Genomic DNA, 17,410 nt, shown 5'->3' with positions numbered 1-17,410 from the left:
GGGGACTTTGACTCCGGTTCCCCCCTTCTTAAGGGGGGTTAGGGGGGATCAACAAGTGCCCCAAATCACAACTAAATACTTTTCAAACAACCTCTAAGGGCGATCGCTCTTTAACGGGTAAAGTAAAATGAAATCAATCGACATTAGAAAAGCGATCGCTTTCCTACTGTGGGGAGGCATCGCTCTTTTAGCAGCTTGACTCAATGTGAATTTTGGGACTTGCCTTTATTCAGCAACGCCGATATTGCCGCGATCGCACACCCTTGTATCTGCGCTGATTTGGCGACTTGCGTCTGGATACAGCAGACTCAGTTTTTACGGTTCTTGCGATGAGATCCACGTCGTAACTTACGACACCGGCCTGGAAGGCCGCCATCAATAACTCTGGAAACGTACTTTCGCCGGCTTGGTCAGTCCGCAATGCGGTGATTAGTGCATCACGGTCAAACGGCGGCACGTCTGCCATGCCAGTGATAAGAGGTGTTCCTTGCATTACTACCGGACCCTTCTCAGTTAAATACAAGCTTTGGCAGCTAGGTAGTGACCAAAGATTGCGTGTTACGCCCACGCTGCGAAGTGTCTCAGCGAGATAGGGAAAGCCCCCAACCTTGGGCCGACTAGCGATCGCCCGTTGCTGGGCTGATTGGAGATTTTCGATCGCATTGCTCATAGGTATGTACCTCTCTGTGCTTTAGCAGGGTTGATCTAATGGTGGTCGAGCCAAACTTTACAGACATCCTGTTGCGGTCTAACTATTTATTATGCGGAAACTTTCTATATAACTACCCCTTCAGCGAGTGACTATACGGAATTTTTCTGTATAACATTTATATTCGGGTATTATAGGGAAATTTTCCGTATAACTACCTTAATTCAGCTGTTTACTTATATCTTATTTTCCACATAACATCCTCAATTAGAATCTTTTGCGGAAAATTTTTGAATATCAGTGCAAATAAAATACTTCTAAAGTCCATAAATTTTATAGTTGGCTTATCGTTTTGGCTCGTGATTCATGCAGCATTCTACAATTGAGCCATTACGTGGAATCCAACCCGTAAACTCTTGATTCTTCGTTGACCGCATCGGCACAACCTATCAAATTGACCATACTGTTAGATAAAACGCACGGTGCGCGTAGCTTGCTGCCATAGGCATCGCCCCCTGGACTAACATTTCCTCGCTTGTATTCGGCACAGATGCTAGGGCGATCGCCTATTGCCATTATTTGCAAGATATCCAGGCTACTTTTTACAGGGCGTGATGATTCAAGTTGCGGGGATTCGCAGCTGTAGGGGTACGTAGCTTGCCAACCTAGTCATCGCCTGTCTGCTACGTTTCCTCTAAGAATTCGGCACAGATGCTAGGGCGATGTCTGCTACATTTCCTCTCTTCTCTTCTTAGGCTGCGCCAACGAGACGCTATTCGCGAACGCTTGTATTTTGGGCGATCGCTGGAATGTTTTTTCATAACATCAACTTCTTGCCATTGCTCCGTGTCATTGCTTTCCCATTTTCAAAGAGGAAAGGAGCGATCGCCTATAGTGGGACTTAGGCAAAAAGTAGCCATAAAAAAGCCTCAAATGTATATCCAGAGAGACTTTAACCTTGATTTGCCTAGTTTGTTGATATATCTGGGTTTCAAGCATTTTTGAGCCTTTGGTGTATTTCCCTTGCCCTGTATAGGTTTGAGGCTTGTTTCTCTTTGAAAAATGTTTAAGTCCCGATAGCAGAGTTACTAACTTCGTATACTAAAAACGGATGATTGCTAGACTTTTGCCCAGGCAAAAATCTTTGTATATAAATACTTCTGGCGATTTTAAAACTAAAGCTGCAACCCGTCTTTAGTATACCAATTGTTCTACGAGTTGCAGTAGATTTTTTTCAATTTGCCCAAGGGCAACGGTTGCAGAGGTTTTATCTATATCGTGAACTAGCCAGTATATGCCTACGGCGGGCAACGCCTACGCACATTGGCCAAGACACGCGATCGCCCTTCATTTCCTCTAAGAAATCAGAATAGTTAACAGCTTTCTCTATTGTTATAATTATTCCTACTCCTTCAACTTATTGAAAATCTAACACTTTCATCTCTGGAAGATAACGCTGTAATGTCCCCAGTTCGCTGTGACCAGAGATTTCCTGAATAGTTCTCAAAGGTATCCCGGCTGTACCCCACGATGACCTGATCAGGTGTTCTGGTAGCAATGTAACAGGAATGGTACGTTAAGCTCGAAATCCTTGCTATGGCTAAATTTTAGCCATCACCCACAAATGAGTTTTTTCTGTGATTTAGTCCCGCCCTATCCTATTTCGTAATCTAGGAGTAATTTTAGTAATGGAAGAGTTGCTTGAACAAATTGAAAGAGCATTAGATGCTAATCTTTATTATTTAGCTCTTATGTCAACTCTAGTATTACCTGATATTGCAGGAGCGATATCATATTCACCAAAAGGTTCTTCAGACTCAGAATATTATGATAGATGGTTTGATAAATACGTGGATGATAAATCATTAACAGGAGAACAAAGCCGTTTATTTAGAAACAAAATACTTCATCAAGGTACTTCAATTATTCATGGAACTACTTGTTTTAAGGAAATAGCTTTTATTTATACAAGGATGAGTACAGAAAGACAAGTTATTATCCATAACAGTTTAGATAATTTAGGTGGAAGAGGTATTCTTTATATCGATATTCATCTATTTTGTGATTCAGTCCTTAGAGGAGTTCGTAAATGGCTAAATGAAGTTAAAAATACAGAACAGTTTCAAAAAAACTATTCTAAATTTATCAAATTTCATCCTAATGGCTCGCCAGAATACACACCTAATATACCAGTAATAGCATCTGCACCTTTAGATTCAGAGCCATAAAGCTTTTATTTATAAATAATGTTAAGACAAGGCGATGGAGCGGCTGATAGTAGGTTTCACTACTTCCGGCTTATCTATATGTTTTTTTGATTTTCAATTGTATTGAGATTGATAGGTTAATGTAATGGCTGATGATTTAGTTCGTAGATTAACTCCTGAAGAAGAGGAATTACAAAAAAAACAGGCTGAACTGAGTTCTTTGGAGAGCGAACTAGCTCAAAATGAATTGGATTTGGCAACACTTCATGCTGAACTAAGTACATTAGAGCGGAAATATCAACAAATAATTGGTGTTAGGTATGCCGAGTTGGATCGAATAGAAGCTCAAATTATTGAATACATGGCGTATCTAGAATCTTCAAAAAACTTTCAACCATCTGATAATCTTAAGCAGCTTTATCGAAAAGTTGCTAAGTGCATCCACCCAGATTTATCAACAGATGAAACAGAAAAATTGCATAGACAAAAACTGATGGCTGAAGCAAATAAAGCCTATGAAGAGGGGGATGAAGAACGAACGGCTGCGAAACATCTTGTATTTGTGGGAAAGTAGTGCAGAGACAGTAAAAGGGGAAGGTGTTGCATCTGAGTTAATTCGTACTATTCGTAAAATTTCCCAAATCCGTATTCGTATTGGGATAATTGAAAAAGAAATTACAAGTGTACAGCAGACTGAGTTATACCAATTAAAAACTCAAATTATAAATGCTGAAAACTTAGGACGAGATTTGATCGAAGAGATGAAACGAAATATTGACCTACAAATTAGCGCTGCTAAAAAAAAGTTAGATGAATTAAGAGAGAAATTGTAACTATGGCAATAAGTAATAATGATAAAAAAGAAAAAATCACTTTGTCGGATAATTCTAAATTAATTAAATATTCTTCATCTGTAATTAGAAGAGGATTAGAGTTGGCCAATTCTATCACTCAAAACGAAATAAAAGAATCTGTCAATCAAACACCACAATTAACAACACAAGAAAATATTCAACTCCAAAGAAAAAGTTGGAAATGTATTCACACCTTAATTGGACATTCAAAAGAAATTATTTATGAAGAAAAAACTTACACAATATGGGGTGATAATAACTCAATTTCAATTAGTGATGATTGTCAACTATTAGCTACTATTAACCAATGGGGTAAAGCAGAAATTTGGAATATATCAAAAAGACAATTGATTTATCCTCTTGACTGTAGCTATGATTTTGACCAATATAACAATCGTAGTCATTGGTTATCTAAGTTAGCTTTATATTCTTATACGTTAGGTCAAAATTATCATATTAGTATACTGTCTGATAATCAAAGCTTTGTAAGTATCAATAGCGAAGAGATAAAAACTTGGAATATTATTAATAGACAATTAAAATATATCATTCCGGGTTCGACTTGTTTTGATGTCAATCAAGAAAAGCAAATAGTTGTAATTTACAATAATGATTCAATAGAGGTTATTAATCTTTCTAATGGTCATGTATTGCATAAATTACCTTTAGAAGATTTTTATACATTAGAAAATATTATTATTAGTCGTAATGGCATATTTATAGCAGCATCTGGAAGCAAATTTCTAAATTGTCACCACGATGAAAATGGTGAAGAATATTATGAAACCCAAAATAGTATAAAACTCTGGAATCTTTATACTGGGGAACTATTAAATACTCTAAATGAAGAGATTGATATCACCAGTAGTAAAAATGTTTCATCTATTAAAATTAGTCCTGAAGGCAAGTATTTGATTAGTATCGACAACTATTCATCGGAGGAAACCCCAAGCGATCGCCCCTTCCCCATCAAGCGAGGAAAAGCACTATGAAAATACTACCCAACGATACCTTTATAATTTTGACATCTGATTCACTGCCTGTAGTTTTGCAACGGCTGAATGCAAAAGTTGAACCGACAAAAGCATTTAGATTCTCTAGAAAACACGCCCCTTATCAAGGAACTATTTCTGAATCAGGTTTCCAAATCAGTCGTATAATTCACTACCGCAACTCACTTTTACCAGTGATTCAAGGACGCTTTGAAGTACAATCTCACCAAACTTTGATTCATGTACAAATGAGCATACATCCTTTTGTGATGGCATTTTTAGGATTCTGGTTTTTATTCTGGTATGGTGCAGTCATTCCTATAACATTGACAGGTACTATGCCTCATCAAATGGCTGCAATATTTGTAGGGATGCCTATGCTGATGCTAATTATTTTTTGGGTAGCTTTTTGGTCAGAAGCAAATCGCAGCCGGAGTGAATTGTCCCAAATTATTCAAGGAGAATTATAGTTGAAGTGCCTTGTCCCAAGTGATGGCATAACTATCAGCCCCTTAAAGCAGGCGATCGCACCAATTCAAGCGAGGAAACCGCAGGCAGGCGATCACTCTACCTCGTTTAGGGTTTCCTCGATTGAAACTAAAGAAGGCGATACCTGCGGTGGGCTACGCCTACGCTCATCCGAATTTACCACCCGTGTTGAGACAGTATTAGGTAAAGTAATTTAATGGGTAGTCAAGCGATGGCGCAGAGGGTCTACCATAAACGGTTTTGATAGTTGCTCTAATATAGCGTGTGTAACGTTCCAATCCAAACATCTCCTGTTTTAATAGCAAAGTACCTATTACCATTCTGGAGAAAACCTGACCTGTAAGCTTTTTGTTTGATTTTGTTAATTTCTGCTTCACTTATTTTGTCAATCTTTTCAGAAAAATAATTCTCTTCAACGTGGAGTTCCCACTGAAAATTTTCGAGACTGAAGTTGTGAATTTTATATTTTTCAAATGTAAACGTTCTAGCTTCATTGCTCTTTATAAAAGTATTGTTATATCCAACAATCCAATCTCCAGTCGCTACTACAACTTGAGAGTTGATAAAATGATGGTCAAACAACCATATCTTCAAGTAAAAAGGCTCTCCCCACTCCTGAAGTGTTTTATGCCAATTTAAATAAATCTCTATTAAAGCCTCTAGTATTAATCGGTTGTACCAAATGGGAGGGTTCCTTCTTACTAAGCGATACCAGGGGTCAATAGTGACCTTGACATAATCTCGTTGAGACTTGTGCAATTTTGCTGTATCTAGGGTGAGATTGTAATTCTTCCAATAGTTAATTTTTCTAACCTGTTTTTTCCAACCTCGAATCTTTTTTTTATTACTGTATAGGTTTGACATTGCCTTACTACAGGAGTTAACTAATCTACTACTCTAGTATGTATATATTTAGCTTTGAGTTACTTAGTTTGTATAAACCCGAAAGCTAGCGCAAAAACACAAACCATTTTCAGGTGCAATCGCTATGCATCCTCTAAGAATGATGAGCGATCGCACGGATAGATAGGCTTATCTATTGCTATGTGTTTTCTAGTACATTACTAACCAGTTGTGGCGTACCTCTGCGGGGATCTTGCTACGCGCAGCGTCTCCAAGAGTTGCTCCCGACCGAGTGCTGTGAGTTGGCTGCTCTTGTTCTTCTACAGCGTTGGGTCAACTTAGGCAATTTGTGACTGTTCTGTTTATATCTCATTTAAACAGCAATTCACAGAGTTGTGATGCCAAATTGCCAGAACCTTTGAACATAGCGCTGTCACTTCAACTTTTACAAGCCAACGCGAGTAGCGCGTCTCGTAGAGAGGAAACCCCAAGTGATTGCACCTGTCACACATTCATGTTCATGATTTTTGATTTTGTGACTTAAACCTACCTGCAATAAACTCTCGCTTAAATAAATGTTTTGTCTTGCGTTTGGTAACTCGCTCTCGCCACATCCGAAAACTGGATTCTTTCATTTGCTGCCGCATTAAGGCAATTACCTGTTTCTCTTGTAGCCCAAACTGAGTTTCAATAACATCCATTGGTGTTCTATCTTCCCATGCCATTTCAATGATGCGATCAATAGTTTCGAGATCAAGGTTTGGTAACTTCATGCCGAGAGCTTATAATTGGTCAATTCGAGCTACATCTATTTTACTTTTTATCTTAAAGAATTACGGCGTTGCTCCCGAAAGCGGGATGATTTAGCAACTAATAAAATCTCTCCCCATGCTCCCCCTGCTAAAATACCTTTACTTCGGATAATATCAAGATTTTTTTGAAAATTAAATATAATATTTTCTTCACCTGGAATTTCACGAGGAATAGAGTTTGAAGAACTACCAGGTTGATAAGGAAAATTGATATAGTGCCAAGTTGGGTAATTAAATGCTTGGTTATTTCGAGCTTCATCTGGCCATTTTGCTGCCCACATAAATAAGTACAAATTTTTGTTTTCAGCAGAAATATTAGATTGTTTGAGGGAATTCCACTGCTGCTCAAATTGAAGGTAATTAGTAAAACTATTACTACTCCTGTCAACCACCCATTACGATAAACTTTGCGCCAAAAATTAAATAACACTAGGTCTAATTTAACCTCGTAAGTCCAGTAGTCCGTTTGCATTCCGAGCTAAAAACACAACAGGATAATAACTAACTGTGCTGCTTACGTAGGTTAAATTCTTATTAGTGTGAGATTATGTCTCTTAATTGTGCGATCGCTGTCTTGATATTCAGCATTAGTTTCACTCATAACCAGAGGGCCATAGCCTTTGATTACCCCCTAAAACTCATCAACAACTACACCGTATCATCCATCCAACCACATTCCGAGCAATCCCAATGCACCCGCGCCGACCAGTCACGGTCAAACTCATGCTGACACTGGGGGCACTTCCCAGTAAACATAGGATGGGTATCTAGCAGTTCTAGTTGTTGCTGTTGAGTCAAGCGCTGCTGTGGTTGCAGTATTAATTCATCATTGTAATAACTGGCCCCCTCCGGTTGCCATAGTTCCTCTGGCTCAATGTCGGGGTTTTCTCGAAAGTCCAAGCAGCTATCCCCCTGTGTCCCTGCTGGGTGAACGGCACAGACTATGTGGAGATTGTGGGGATTAAGGAGACAGCGATGCCGAAGGCGGGCTACGCCTACGCACTCTGGTAATTTCGGCATAGTACCAGTCTACTGCTTTGTCACAAGTGATCGCACTCCCAATTTTTCCTCTAAGAATTAGAAGAGCGATGCCACCGGAAAGGACGGGTACGCCATCGCACTTCCCCTACTTCTCCCCTATTTTTTGTAAATCTCTAATTGGGCTTGTAGATAAAAGTATTAATTTTGGAAATCTCTAGTTAAAACCTGACACATTAAGTAATATGTTATACAGAAAATTCCTTTGGATATTACCAATAGCCTCTACACTAAACTTTTTAGTTGCTATACCAGAGGCGCAAGCCAACTGTCCTGGTTCTGTTCAGCCGCTTGAGGAAGTGCAACCGCAAGTGCAGCAACGTTGGGATGAATTACAGCGCCAAGAAACTTACCCTTGGGGCACAACAAAAGTGTATGAACGGTTAATTGGCGATCGCATTACCCTAGCTGCAAGTTTCGATCAGCTGCGTGGTTCACACAAACAGGAAGCCCTCAACTTGCTACAACTCGGCAATTACTTACATAGCGTTTATGCCAGTGATGGCCGCTTGCTTTCGGCAGTGTATGACGCTTGTACGCGGTTTGATATGTTAACAGAGAGGGCACGCTATAGCTGGTATTACAACAGTGTTGGGCGATGGCTACCATCCAACTTGCCTCGTGAAGCTCTGCGGAATGCTGGTCGTCCATCTTGGCGACAGGTGCGTGTACCCATTAGCGAGGCGCAAGAGCGATCAATCCGCAATTTGTTCTGGAATAGAATGGGCTACACTCAAGCGAACAATGGTATGTGGATTGGCTGGGTTCCAGAACACGGTTATTTTGAAATTAATGTACCCAATGGCTACAACATCAAGCAATTGGGGCAATTTTGGCGTTCGGCTCCACGTAACTATCGCTACATCGTACTATCAACTGACGGTTCATTAGTATTTGATGCTAACTTTGATTGACTATCATCATGTATTAGAGCGTCATTCTGTAGAAAATCTAAATGTTTGTCCAAAACGCTCATAATTACCACTTTATTTGTAGTTTTAACTGAGTTGATAGTCTGTGCAATGGCGTACCCGCCATGAGCCGATGGCATCGCCCCTCTACCTCGTTTATTTTTCCTCTAAGAATTTTTTATGTATGGGCGTAGCCCGCATTTCACACGCTTCGGTGCGTAGTTTACCGCCGCAGGCATCGCTATTGCTCCCACTTGGGCCAGAACTGAAAACCCCATCACTCCCCATCCCTAACCTCTAACTGATAAATCCGCATTGATGGGTATTCGTCCATTATCCGCCAGTAATACCCAGTAGGCGGCGACTGCACCCTACTAACACAGCGATACAAAAAGATTGACTCGTCCCGCTTCATCACTTTCTTAACTGTTTGCTCCAGGGTGGTGTCGGGGTTATTGCTGTCGTACCAAACTAGGTGTGACTTTCCTTCATACCCAGCCGCCATTAAACTAGCAAACAGCCATTCCATAACTGATTGAATCTGCTGTTGCTCTACGCCGCAGCTTTGTTGTCCGTAGCTGTCAATGTTTGGTTGTGCTGGTTTGGGTTTGAGGAAGTCGAGGATTTTCATGAGGTAGGGAAACGCAACTATTACCAGGGTTCCCATTTGATGAGGTGCAATCGCCTAGCTTGGGACAGAAAGTGCGATCGCTTCATAGGTGTAGCTTTACTCGCTTGTATTTTTTAAGGGCGATTTTGACTCAAGTTAAGCCTTAACAGTATTTAACCGTATTTTTCATGGAATGATTGTATATTTTTTAATTTATGGCTCTTTCACTGAATATCAATTCAAGTTTGTTTAGTTAAGCAAACGCTAAAACTACCACTGTGTTTACTTAAAAAAGCAACGATTACACTACCAAGTAAAAATTATGGGACAAAACACTTCACGTCGCTCAGTTTTACAAGGTTTGATTACCAGTGGAATTGTTATCGGGTTTGATTTAACTACTCGTTCCTGGGTAACATGTGCCAGTGCCACATCTGTTTTTGATGTACATTCTTCTACTTCAAATCTTCCCATAGGCAAGAGTATAATTACTCAGTCCCAACCACAGATTCAACTTGTTCACACACTGACTGGGCATAAAAAAGTGACTTTTGGTGTTCGAGCCGTTGCGATTAGCTCAGATGGGGAAACCCTGATTAGTGCAGGTAGAGATGATACAATTAAATTCTGGAATTTACGTACTGGGAAATTACTGCATAGTTTAGACGCTCACTCAGATGGTATTACTTCAATAGCTATTAGTCCAGATGGCAAGCGAATTGTAACTGGTGGGATAAGCACCCCAACAATGAAGGTTTGGGATTTACGCACTTTCCTTATGCTAAAGGGCGACAGTGGGCATACCCAACCAGTAGAAACCGTTGCGATTAGCTCAGATGGTAGATTGATTGCTAGTGGCAGTGACGATGGCACAATCAAGCTTTGGGATTTACACACGCTTAAGCTGCTTGATACCATTACTGCACACTCAGGATTTGTGAGTAAAGTTGCATTTAGCCCTGATATGCAAACCTTTGTAAGTGCTGGTGGTGGCGATGATAATACAATTAGGCTGATTGATTTACAAACCAAAAAAACACGCCATATTCTCAAAGGACACAAAACTGGAGTTGATGCTATTGCCATTACTCCAGATAGCAAAAAGCTTGTTAGTGGTAGTTTTGGTCAGCTAGTTTCTCGAAATCGTGCGATTAGTACCCTAAAGTTATGGAATCTTCAAAGTGGAAAACTGCTGCATGAGTTTACTGATAATTTTAGTTCAGTTGAATCGCTTGCCATCAGTCCCGATGGAAAAATTCTGATTTGCGGCAATTATGATGGCACTATTAAACTGTGGAGCTTAGAGCAAGGAAAACTGTTGCACACATGGAGGGATGGTTCGAGTTCGGTTTTAGGGCTTGCTCTGAGCCGGGATGGTAAAACCCTTGCTAGTAGCAATGAGGATAGCATTATACATATTTGGCAAATTAAATAACTGCATTTGCGCTATTTTGGGTGAATGGGAACTCCTAAAAGGAGAAGCTGGTTAGGGATACAGAACTTAACTTTAACTATCGATATTCTCGCTCAAAAAGTACGACTAATTTCAAAGTAAAATTTTCACCAGTTTTTAGAGTTGGTAGGGAAGCCCAGAATAAAGGTAGTATCTGAAGATGATGGAATCCCCAAGAAGTTATTACGATGCTGAGTTTGGACAGATTATATTGGAAGATAACTATTGGACTTTAGCACAATGTGCTGTTTTGGGCGATCGCCGTGTACCGATTTGTGTGGATTTTGAACAGGGGCAGATTGGGGAACTTTCATTGCTTCAGCGTGAAGCTATTCGGCAAGCTCTAGCCTTGCCACCCGATGTATTACGCATCACTGCTCCTCTGGTGCTGCAAAATTATGATGTATATCGTGACATGATTGGAGATGAATCAATGCCACTGTTGGCTAATCCGATTCAGGTCTGGGATCAGGTCACTTTCTCATATATCTATGTGGAGTATGAGCTAGATATTGCTACCTTTAAGTTGATAGCTGAGTGTGACTGGGACCCAGAACACGGCTTAGAAGTACGCTTTCGCAATGGAGTAGCAGACGATGCAGATCAGATAGGCGAAACAGGACGGTAAAAACTATATAGCTTGGTATAAAACCGTGGTGATCCCCAGATTGCATTGTAAGGATGTACAAACTGTGTAGGTTTATTGTGTCTAAAAATGAGCCTTCCTTCATTTGCCCACTGAAAAATCCCACCGCTCAAGTTATAAATGCACTTCATCCCAGTTTCATTAAGCTGCTGGGCTAATTTGGCGCTACGGTAGCCAACGGAACAGTACACGACAATTGGGTTGTTTTTTGGCACTGTAGAAAGTACTGCTAAGTCAGGTATAAGAGGATCTATCTGTGTTGCTGTTTCGATATGGCTCACCGCATATTCTGTCTGACTTCGTGCATCTAGCACTAATGGCCATGGCTTTCCAGAATCTAATAGCAATTGAGCTAATTCCTTGCTTGTAATTTCCTCAACATTAGGAAACTTCAATTTAATCAGAAGTTTAAGAAACTTAAACGTAAGTGATTGCATTTGTAAAAGTATGCTTTCGTTTTTCATAGATAGTTGTGACGTACCTAGACTTCATGAGTACAGGTATGTTCAGGGTATGAGCTAATCTTGTTTTACTCAGTTTTAGTTCCAACCCGATGTCATTTAACCACTTCTCTATCTCTGTTTTACACAGTTTTATCACTTCTAGGTTCTCATGACGGACGTGGAAGCCCACAATTTACTCACTGGTGGTTACTCATACGAAAACAGTTGAACATTGTTACAATCTCTACACTTACGCGCTCGCAGCTTTTCGCCTCCTCCCCATCCAGCCCCATCAGCACGGAAATATACCCACTGGCTTACTGATTCTCCAACGGTACGACCCCAAACAAAATTTTGTGAACCGCAGATAGGACATGGCGTTTCTTGTGGGCTAAAGTTTTTGTGATTCGGTTGGTTGTTCATGAGCTTCTCCCGATAAATTCTGAGTGCAATCTTCAGCAGCTATTGGGCCAAAGTGCGTAGGCGTAGCCCGCCGTAGGCATCGCGATCGCTTGAGATTGAATTACCAATTTTTCCCAGCTGACTGATAATTTTATTTCCAACAATCATCACCGTAAAAGACTTTCTGTTGTCCGTTGGGTAAAAATATCACGCACCATCCGTTTCTAACACGCCATTTGTCAACAGCAAATACAAAACAGACAGACCACCAGAGTTCTAGAAAATAGATTTAATTGGTAGGTAAATTGTATGGTTTACGCAGTGGTGGTTCTCCTCCAGTCATAAGAGTAACTGAATCTTCAGCTTCTTCACCTACAGACCACCACCCGGCTATGATTGTTTTATCAGTCTGCGCCAATAGTTGCAGCTTGGGCAAAGTCTCCTTGATTTCTAAAGCACCGACAGCAAAACATGACCAAAATCTAACTTCAGGTTCAGTATCATCCAACCCTTGGATAATTACACTCACTGCTGGCTGATATAAATTTTCTGGTAATTCATCAGAGAGCTTATTGCCAATTCCTTCTAATGCTTGCGCTCTAACAAAAGGAGCCTCAGCAATGTTTGCTGCTACTTCGGTCAGCGTACTAATCACTTCATGATTTCCTTGGTAATTCGACAGAAAAGAGATTGCATACACCACACTATTTCGCTGTATGGGATCAGAACTAGTGGACAGAATAGACAACAAAGATTTTAGGTGCTTCTCAGTAGCGATGAGACTGAGGGAAGTTGCTGCAAGATCCATAATTCACGACGTTGACCAGACAAAGTACGAATAAGGGTATCAACGTCTCGCTCATCACCGACTCTTCCGACTAACCAACAAGCTGTCTGTGCTTTCTCTTTCGTCAAGGGTATCAATCCAATTACCACTACTACGGGAAGCGAACCCTAGTTTTTCAAGTGTCTCGATCTCACCTACTGCTTCTGGAAATTGATTTTTGACTTCTTGAAGATTCATAGATTGGGGTAAAAATAGCGTCGCCCACACTAGGGGCTTATTGGCTGAAAGTATTACTATTCATCTTAATTTGTCAATGGCTGTAACCAATAAATTCAAGTATGCTGAATTTATCAGTGAAGAGTGCAGATTCCACAGGAGATAGCTTTGTTGAATATCAACCTTTATTTTTGTATCTGGTTAAAACAACGTTATACAGTCATTGGAGTTTTATTGCTTGCGATGTCTATTACAGCTTGCAATAACTCTGCTATATCACAATTAGCATCTGCCAATCGCCCAACGCTGGCAAATCTTTCGGACACCTCTAATCCATCTTCTTCACCCACCTCTACCACACAAAATCCTGTAAAAAACCAGTCCCAAGAACAACAAGCAGTCCAACTGATTCATGATTATTACGATGCGATCGCACGGCTTGACTATAAACAAGCTTACTTGGCTTGGGATGGAGATGGTAGTGCCAGTAAGCAATCATTTGAGGAATTTCAGCAGGGTTTTGCTAACATCGTATCCATTGTTGAAGAAGTCGGAAAACCGGGTTCTTTAGAAGGGGCAGCAGGTTCGCTATATATTGAAATTCCCGTTACTGTTACGGCTGTTACTAGCAATGGAACTCCACAGCGTTTTCGTGGTAGCTATAAGCTGCGACGAGTCAATAACGTTCCTGGCTCAACTCCAAAGCAACGTAGATGGCATATCTACTCGGACAATATTTCTCTTGAGCAGTAATTGGTTCTAGAAAAATCCTGAATCAGCCTGAATGCTCTGTTACTTCCTTTGAAACGTCAACTCTCCCTAGTCAAAATCAGATTAAATATTTTGCATAAATTAAGTTTACTTGTTTCTACGCTCAAACTCAGAAGCATCAAAACCCTGGTAATAGGTGATGTCAGATAGAGAAAAAGCATTATGAAAGTAAGATTATTAGCGTTGGTACTGATCGGACTGTGCGAGAAAATTTTGGAAGCGATCGCACGTTGTTTAGCGGATCTGACAAAATCGCACAGCTCCGGTGGGGAAGATACAGCAGCAACTAATGCAGCTTGTGACTTGAAGAGTCTTTCGCTACATCCCACACCCTATACCCCATAACCTGTTTGCGATCAATTCAACTACCTACCGAAAAGAGAACAGAGCTAATGTTAGACAACTGGTTGAGCAAAAAACAGATATGGTTGCTGCGTGGTGTAGCGATTATAATTTTTTTGATACAAGTCGGAGCATATTTGTGGAGCAGTTACCGAGCAACGAATATCTGCAAGTTGTCGCAGCCTCATTCCCAGTATTGCGATTTGACAGTAGTACGGAAGTTAAGTGGAGTAGCAGAAGCGATCGCTCTTTCTTCTGATGGTCACACCTTAGTGGGCGGCGGTGGCAAAAGCTTTAGCGTCTGGCATCTGCCAAGTCAGCAGCCGCAATTAACTCTCAAAGGACACGCGAATGATATTTATGACCTTGCGCTTTCTGCTGATGGTCAGACTTTGGTAAGTGGGAGTTTAGACAAGACCATTAAGGTGTGGAATTTAGCGACGGGAAAACTCAAATTTACGCTCAAAGGGCATTCTGAAGTTGTAAATGCACTGGTAATCACACCCAATCAGCAAACAATTGTGAGTGCCAGTTCCGACAATACCATTAAGATATGGAATTTGGCGACTGGACAATTAACAAGCACATTGGCACAAACACCGAATGCTGTAATAACTTTGGCGTTGACTCCAGATGGCAAGACTTTGGTTAGTGGCGATTACTCCAATCGCATCACTGTATGGGATCTGGGAACTGGACGAAAGCGCACCACTTTGACTGGACATTATGGTGCAGTATCTGCTTTAGCCATTAGTCGTGACGGTCAGTTGCTCGCTAGTGGTAGTGCCAAGCAGGTAAAAGTGTGGAACCTGACAACAGAAAAATTGTTGCAGGATTTTGGGGGCTTCTATTTTCCGCAGATCACCATCGCCTTTAGTCCTGATGGGCAATCTTTAATTACTGGTGGAGGATATAAACCATATCGGGTTTGGAATCTGGTAACAGGAAATATGGAAGCAACTCTGCCCGATGTTAGCAACTGGTCGGGGGCAATGGTATTTAGTAGGGATGGCAAGACTTTGTTTAGTGCAACACAGGACGGAATTACAGAGTGGAAAATTCCTGCACCAAACCACCCGTAAAAGAATGTTTGGAAAGTTATTAGAGTCTTGCACTTGAGCTATTCGTCTGGTTTTAAAACTTCCAACTTTGGGCAAGTGAGAGTACTCTATCTGCCAAACTAAAATCTCGTTTGTGTTCGCATACGAATTGATATAATCGTGGATTTTGTCCTTGAAAATCCATCAGTGAACTGGAGATTTTATCTACTTCAGTCCTCCGATTATCATTATTAAATGCTAGCCCGATTCTGCTGATATTTTTGAGAAATTCTAGTGGCAAGTTATTTGGGTTTCTGCAATTTTATAGTTCCCGAACCACAAGTAAGAATACCATTTTGATAAATCGGATCGCTTAAGTGGATAGTGCCTGGTAATTTGTTTTGACATATAATTGCGAAAGTTGTTAGTTTATTTTTAGAATTTTTAGTATTAAGTATAATAAATACACCACTAACATAACCTATTACTGGTATTTTTACGAACCATTCCTTTTTTACGTATTTTCGTCGGGGATTTGCATAATTGAATACAGAGTTTGGGGTTATTTTTATAGAATAGTTATAGTTTTTTGACGAGTTTGATATTTGTTCTTTAAGAGCAATGTCTATTTCATGAATCGACTTACTAAAAATGCCATTATGCTCTAAAAAGTATCTCTGCTGACCACGAGTCATCATGCCAATTGAAGCCAGTCCTACTGATGATGTATCCCAACTTTCATTACTAAAACTTAAAGGAAATAAATTATATAAAATTGGTGGCAATATAATCCAGACAGAAGGAATAAATACTAGCAAAAATAGAGCCTTGAATTGTGTTTTTTTATCAAGTTTTAAGAAAATATTCATGACTATTTTCTGTCTGAGATAATTTGTTTTGTTGACGAACACTCTGAAGTCTTTAACACAACCTCTTAGTTCAAGTTTTCCCATAGTACAGGCTTTTCTAACAACTTACTGACCGCAGATAAAGTGGGGACTACCGCAATATGTTGAAAAAATAAGCCACCCTCTAAGAGTGGCTCAAAGTTTTATCCAAGAATTTCAATCACCGCAGCCAGAATTTTCTTGTTGCGTCAACGCCGGAAAATAATTTTTAAGTAATAAGCTGTACCTGTTCCTTCCAGGTGTGTCGAAATCTTTTCTTGAAATTGGCGCATGAACCCAGGTAATACAGCACTTACGGCTGTTATGAGGTACAGTAGCAGCAACTAGTAAACCAGTTTCTTAAATGTTGAGGATTTATTAAGTCGAGTGCAACTGAGATTAGTTTATTAACCATTTCTGTTGTAGTTGGAGCAAAATTGCGTAAAAAAGATTTAAGTTGTGACCACCATAATTCAATTGGATTAAAATCGGGGGAGTATGAGGATAAACAAATAACTTTCGCACCTACAGCTTCAATCATTGGCACAATTGAATCTAGTTTATGTGCGGATAAATTATCCATTACTACCACTGCTCCTGACCATAAAATTGGCACTAAAAACTTCTCAATAAATAATTCAAATGCAATGCCATCCATTGAAGCATTCATTGTCATTAATGCAACTACTTTTTTAATACTAATTGCTCCAATTACTGTAACTTTTGAGCCTAATTAAGAAGGGGTTAAGAGAGTAAGCTCTTGTTCCCATTTCTGAACGGGCATGAGTCCTTGTTAAACCAAGTAGGACACCAGCTTCATCCAAAAATACTAAATTTTCTGGCTCTATATGTTTGACCTTTTCCCAATAATCTAATCTTAAATTCAGGACTCTTTCTGTCCCCGCTTGGGTACTCCGCTTTGTTTTTTTTTACGATTTAATCCTAATTTCTGTAACGCACGACACATTGCACTTTGACCTACCCAATTGCCAGTCTTGTCTGCAAATAATTCACACAA

General features: G+C 40.1%; 24 protein-coding genes and 1 pseudogene. 12 read left to right on the top strand and 13 right to left on the bottom strand.

The features are described 5' to 3' along the window. Positions 1-229 precede the first annotated feature (229 nt). Positions 230-670, bottom strand: coding sequence for a hypothetical protein (locus V7L07_RS26435; protein ID WP_335061850.1), 441 nt, complete (start codon positions 668-670; stop codon positions 230-232). A gap of 369 nt (positions 671-1,039) precedes the next feature. Further along, a complete protein-coding gene (locus tag V7L07_RS26430; RefSeq protein ID WP_335061848.1) occupies positions 1,040-1,225 on the bottom strand; it encodes a hypothetical protein in 186 nt (61 codons plus the stop codon). A 1,112-nt stretch (positions 1,226-2,337) separates the two neighbouring features. On the opposite strand from V7L07_RS26430, the gene V7L07_RS26425 reads away from it, so the two are divergent. The 6 genes from V7L07_RS26425 (at position 2,338) to V7L07_RS26400 (ending at position 5,388) form a co-directional block, all read left to right on the top strand. Continuing rightward, complete coding sequence (locus V7L07_RS26425) at positions 2,338-2,877, top strand: hypothetical protein (RefSeq protein ID WP_335061846.1); 540 nt, start codon at positions 2,338-2,340, stop codon at positions 2,875-2,877. Positions 2,878-3,001: 124 nt separating this feature from the next. After that, on the top strand, positions 3,002-3,430 hold the full coding sequence (locus V7L07_RS26420; RefSeq protein WP_335061844.1) for a hypothetical protein: 429 nt from the start codon (positions 3,002-3,004) through the stop codon (positions 3,428-3,430). Then, entirely contained in the window at positions 3,417-3,689 is a 273-nt protein-coding gene (locus tag V7L07_RS26415; protein WP_335061842.1) for a hypothetical protein, read from the top strand. Before V7L07_RS26420 ends, V7L07_RS26415 begins: the two co-directional genes overlap by 14 nt. 2 nt (positions 3,690-3,691) lie before the next feature. Further along, positions 3,692-4,702 (top strand): WD40 repeat domain-containing protein, encoded by a 1,011-nt coding sequence (locus tag V7L07_RS26410; RefSeq protein ID WP_335061840.1) that lies wholly within the window; start codon positions 3,692-3,694, stop codon positions 4,700-4,702. Further along, the gene (locus V7L07_RS26405; RefSeq protein WP_335061838.1) at positions 4,699-5,172 is read left to right on the top strand and encodes a hypothetical protein; all 474 of its coding nucleotides are present in this window, start codon (positions 4,699-4,701) and stop codon (positions 5,170-5,172) included. Before V7L07_RS26410 ends, V7L07_RS26405 begins: the two co-directional genes overlap by 4 nt. Continuing rightward, on the top strand, positions 5,173-5,388 hold the full coding sequence (locus V7L07_RS26400; RefSeq protein WP_335061836.1) for a hypothetical protein: 216 nt from the start codon (positions 5,173-5,175) through the stop codon (positions 5,386-5,388). A gap of 55 nt (positions 5,389-5,443) precedes the next feature. Here V7L07_RS26400 and V7L07_RS26395 read toward each other — a convergent pair whose 3' ends face one another. The 4 genes from V7L07_RS26395 to V7L07_RS26380 form a co-directional block, all read right to left on the bottom strand. Further along, entirely contained in the window at positions 5,444-6,055 is a 612-nt protein-coding gene (locus V7L07_RS26395; protein ID WP_335061835.1) for a hypothetical protein, read from the bottom strand. Between the two features lie 497 nt (positions 6,056-6,552). Then, complete coding sequence (locus V7L07_RS26390) at positions 6,553-6,807, bottom strand: TIGR03643 family protein (protein WP_190882232.1); 255 nt, start codon at positions 6,805-6,807, stop codon at positions 6,553-6,555. A gap of 47 nt (positions 6,808-6,854) precedes the next feature. Next, entirely contained in the window at positions 6,855-7,127 is a 273-nt protein-coding gene (locus V7L07_RS26385) for a hypothetical protein (protein WP_335061834.1), read from the bottom strand. A gap of 367 nt (positions 7,128-7,494) precedes the next feature. Next, complete coding sequence (locus tag V7L07_RS26380) at positions 7,495-7,866, bottom strand: hypothetical protein (RefSeq protein WP_335061833.1); 372 nt, start codon at positions 7,864-7,866, stop codon at positions 7,495-7,497. A gap of 203 nt (positions 7,867-8,069) precedes the next feature. Between V7L07_RS26380 and V7L07_RS26375 the strand changes: the two genes are divergently transcribed. Continuing rightward, the gene (locus V7L07_RS26375) at positions 8,070-8,798 is read left to right on the top strand and encodes a hypothetical protein (RefSeq protein ID WP_335061831.1); all 729 of its coding nucleotides are present in this window, start codon (positions 8,070-8,072) and stop codon (positions 8,796-8,798) included. Between the two features lie 274 nt (positions 8,799-9,072). Here the strand turns inward: V7L07_RS26375 and V7L07_RS26370 are convergent, their stop codons facing one another. Then, positions 9,073-9,462 carry a hypothetical protein gene (locus V7L07_RS26370; RefSeq protein WP_335061829.1) on the bottom strand — a complete coding sequence of 130 codons (390 nt, stop codon included), beginning with the start codon at positions 9,460-9,462 and terminating at the stop codon, positions 9,073-9,075. Between the two features lie 265 nt (positions 9,463-9,727). Here V7L07_RS26370 and V7L07_RS26365 point away from each other — a divergent pair, with 265 nt between their 5' ends. Continuing rightward, positions 9,728-10,840 carry a WD40 repeat domain-containing protein gene (locus V7L07_RS26365; RefSeq protein WP_335061827.1) on the top strand — a complete coding sequence of 371 codons (1,113 nt, stop codon included), beginning with the start codon at positions 9,728-9,730 and terminating at the stop codon, positions 10,838-10,840. 178 nt (positions 10,841-11,018) lie between these two features. Next, complete coding sequence (locus V7L07_RS26360) at positions 11,019-11,486, top strand: DUF6985 domain-containing protein (protein WP_335061825.1); 468 nt, start codon at positions 11,019-11,021, stop codon at positions 11,484-11,486. Here V7L07_RS26360 and V7L07_RS26355 read toward each other — a convergent pair. From V7L07_RS26355 to V7L07_RS26340, 4 genes are all read right to left on the bottom strand, one after another. After that, a complete protein-coding gene (locus V7L07_RS26355) occupies positions 11,462-11,968 on the bottom strand; it encodes a rhodanese-like domain-containing protein (RefSeq protein ID WP_335061823.1) in 507 nt (168 codons plus the stop codon). The genes V7L07_RS26360 and V7L07_RS26355 overlap by 25 nt on opposite strands. A gap of 186 nt (positions 11,969-12,154) precedes the next feature. Beyond that, positions 12,155-12,370 (bottom strand): hypothetical protein, encoded by a 216-nt coding sequence (locus V7L07_RS26350; protein ID WP_335061821.1) that lies wholly within the window; start codon positions 12,368-12,370, stop codon positions 12,155-12,157. Between the two features lie 268 nt (positions 12,371-12,638). Then, positions 12,639-13,157 (bottom strand): HEAT repeat domain-containing protein, encoded by a 519-nt coding sequence (locus tag V7L07_RS26345; protein WP_335061819.1) that lies wholly within the window; start codon positions 13,155-13,157, stop codon positions 12,639-12,641. A 54-nt stretch (positions 13,158-13,211) separates the two neighbouring features. Then, entirely contained in the window at positions 13,212-13,373 is a 162-nt protein-coding gene (locus V7L07_RS26340) for a hypothetical protein (protein WP_335061818.1), read from the bottom strand. Positions 13,374-13,496: 123 nt separating this feature from the next. Between V7L07_RS26340 and V7L07_RS26335 the strand changes: the two genes are divergently transcribed. The 3 genes from V7L07_RS26335 (at position 13,497) to V7L07_RS26325 (ending at position 15,547) form a co-directional block, all read left to right on the top strand. Next, on the top strand, positions 13,497-14,105 hold the full coding sequence (locus V7L07_RS26335) for a hypothetical protein (protein WP_335061816.1): 609 nt from the start codon (positions 13,497-13,499) through the stop codon (positions 14,103-14,105). Positions 14,106-14,285: 180 nt separating this feature from the next. After that, entirely contained in the window at positions 14,286-14,468 is a 183-nt protein-coding gene (locus tag V7L07_RS26330) for a hypothetical protein (protein WP_335061815.1), read from the top strand. Between the two features lie 47 nt (positions 14,469-14,515). After that, entirely contained in the window at positions 14,516-15,547 is a 1,032-nt protein-coding gene (locus V7L07_RS26325; protein ID WP_335061813.1) for a WD40 repeat domain-containing protein, read from the top strand. Between the two features lie 260 nt (positions 15,548-15,807). Here the strand turns inward: V7L07_RS26325 and V7L07_RS26320 are convergent, their stop codons facing one another. Next, complete coding sequence (locus V7L07_RS26320; protein ID WP_335061811.1) at positions 15,808-16,374, bottom strand: type IV pilin-like G/H family protein; 567 nt, start codon at positions 16,372-16,374, stop codon at positions 15,808-15,810. Positions 16,375-16,714: 340 nt separating this feature from the next. Further along, positions 16,715-17,107: pseudogene (locus V7L07_RS26315) on the bottom strand (transposase); the annotation flags it as partial. Between the last annotated feature and the right edge of the window lie 303 nt (positions 17,108-17,410).

This window comes from Nostoc sp. (assembly GCF_036916985.1).
GTDB lineage: Bacteria > Cyanobacteriota > Cyanobacteriia > Cyanobacteriales > Nostocaceae > Nostoc.
This window is presented reverse-complemented; position numbering and strand designations above follow the sequence as displayed.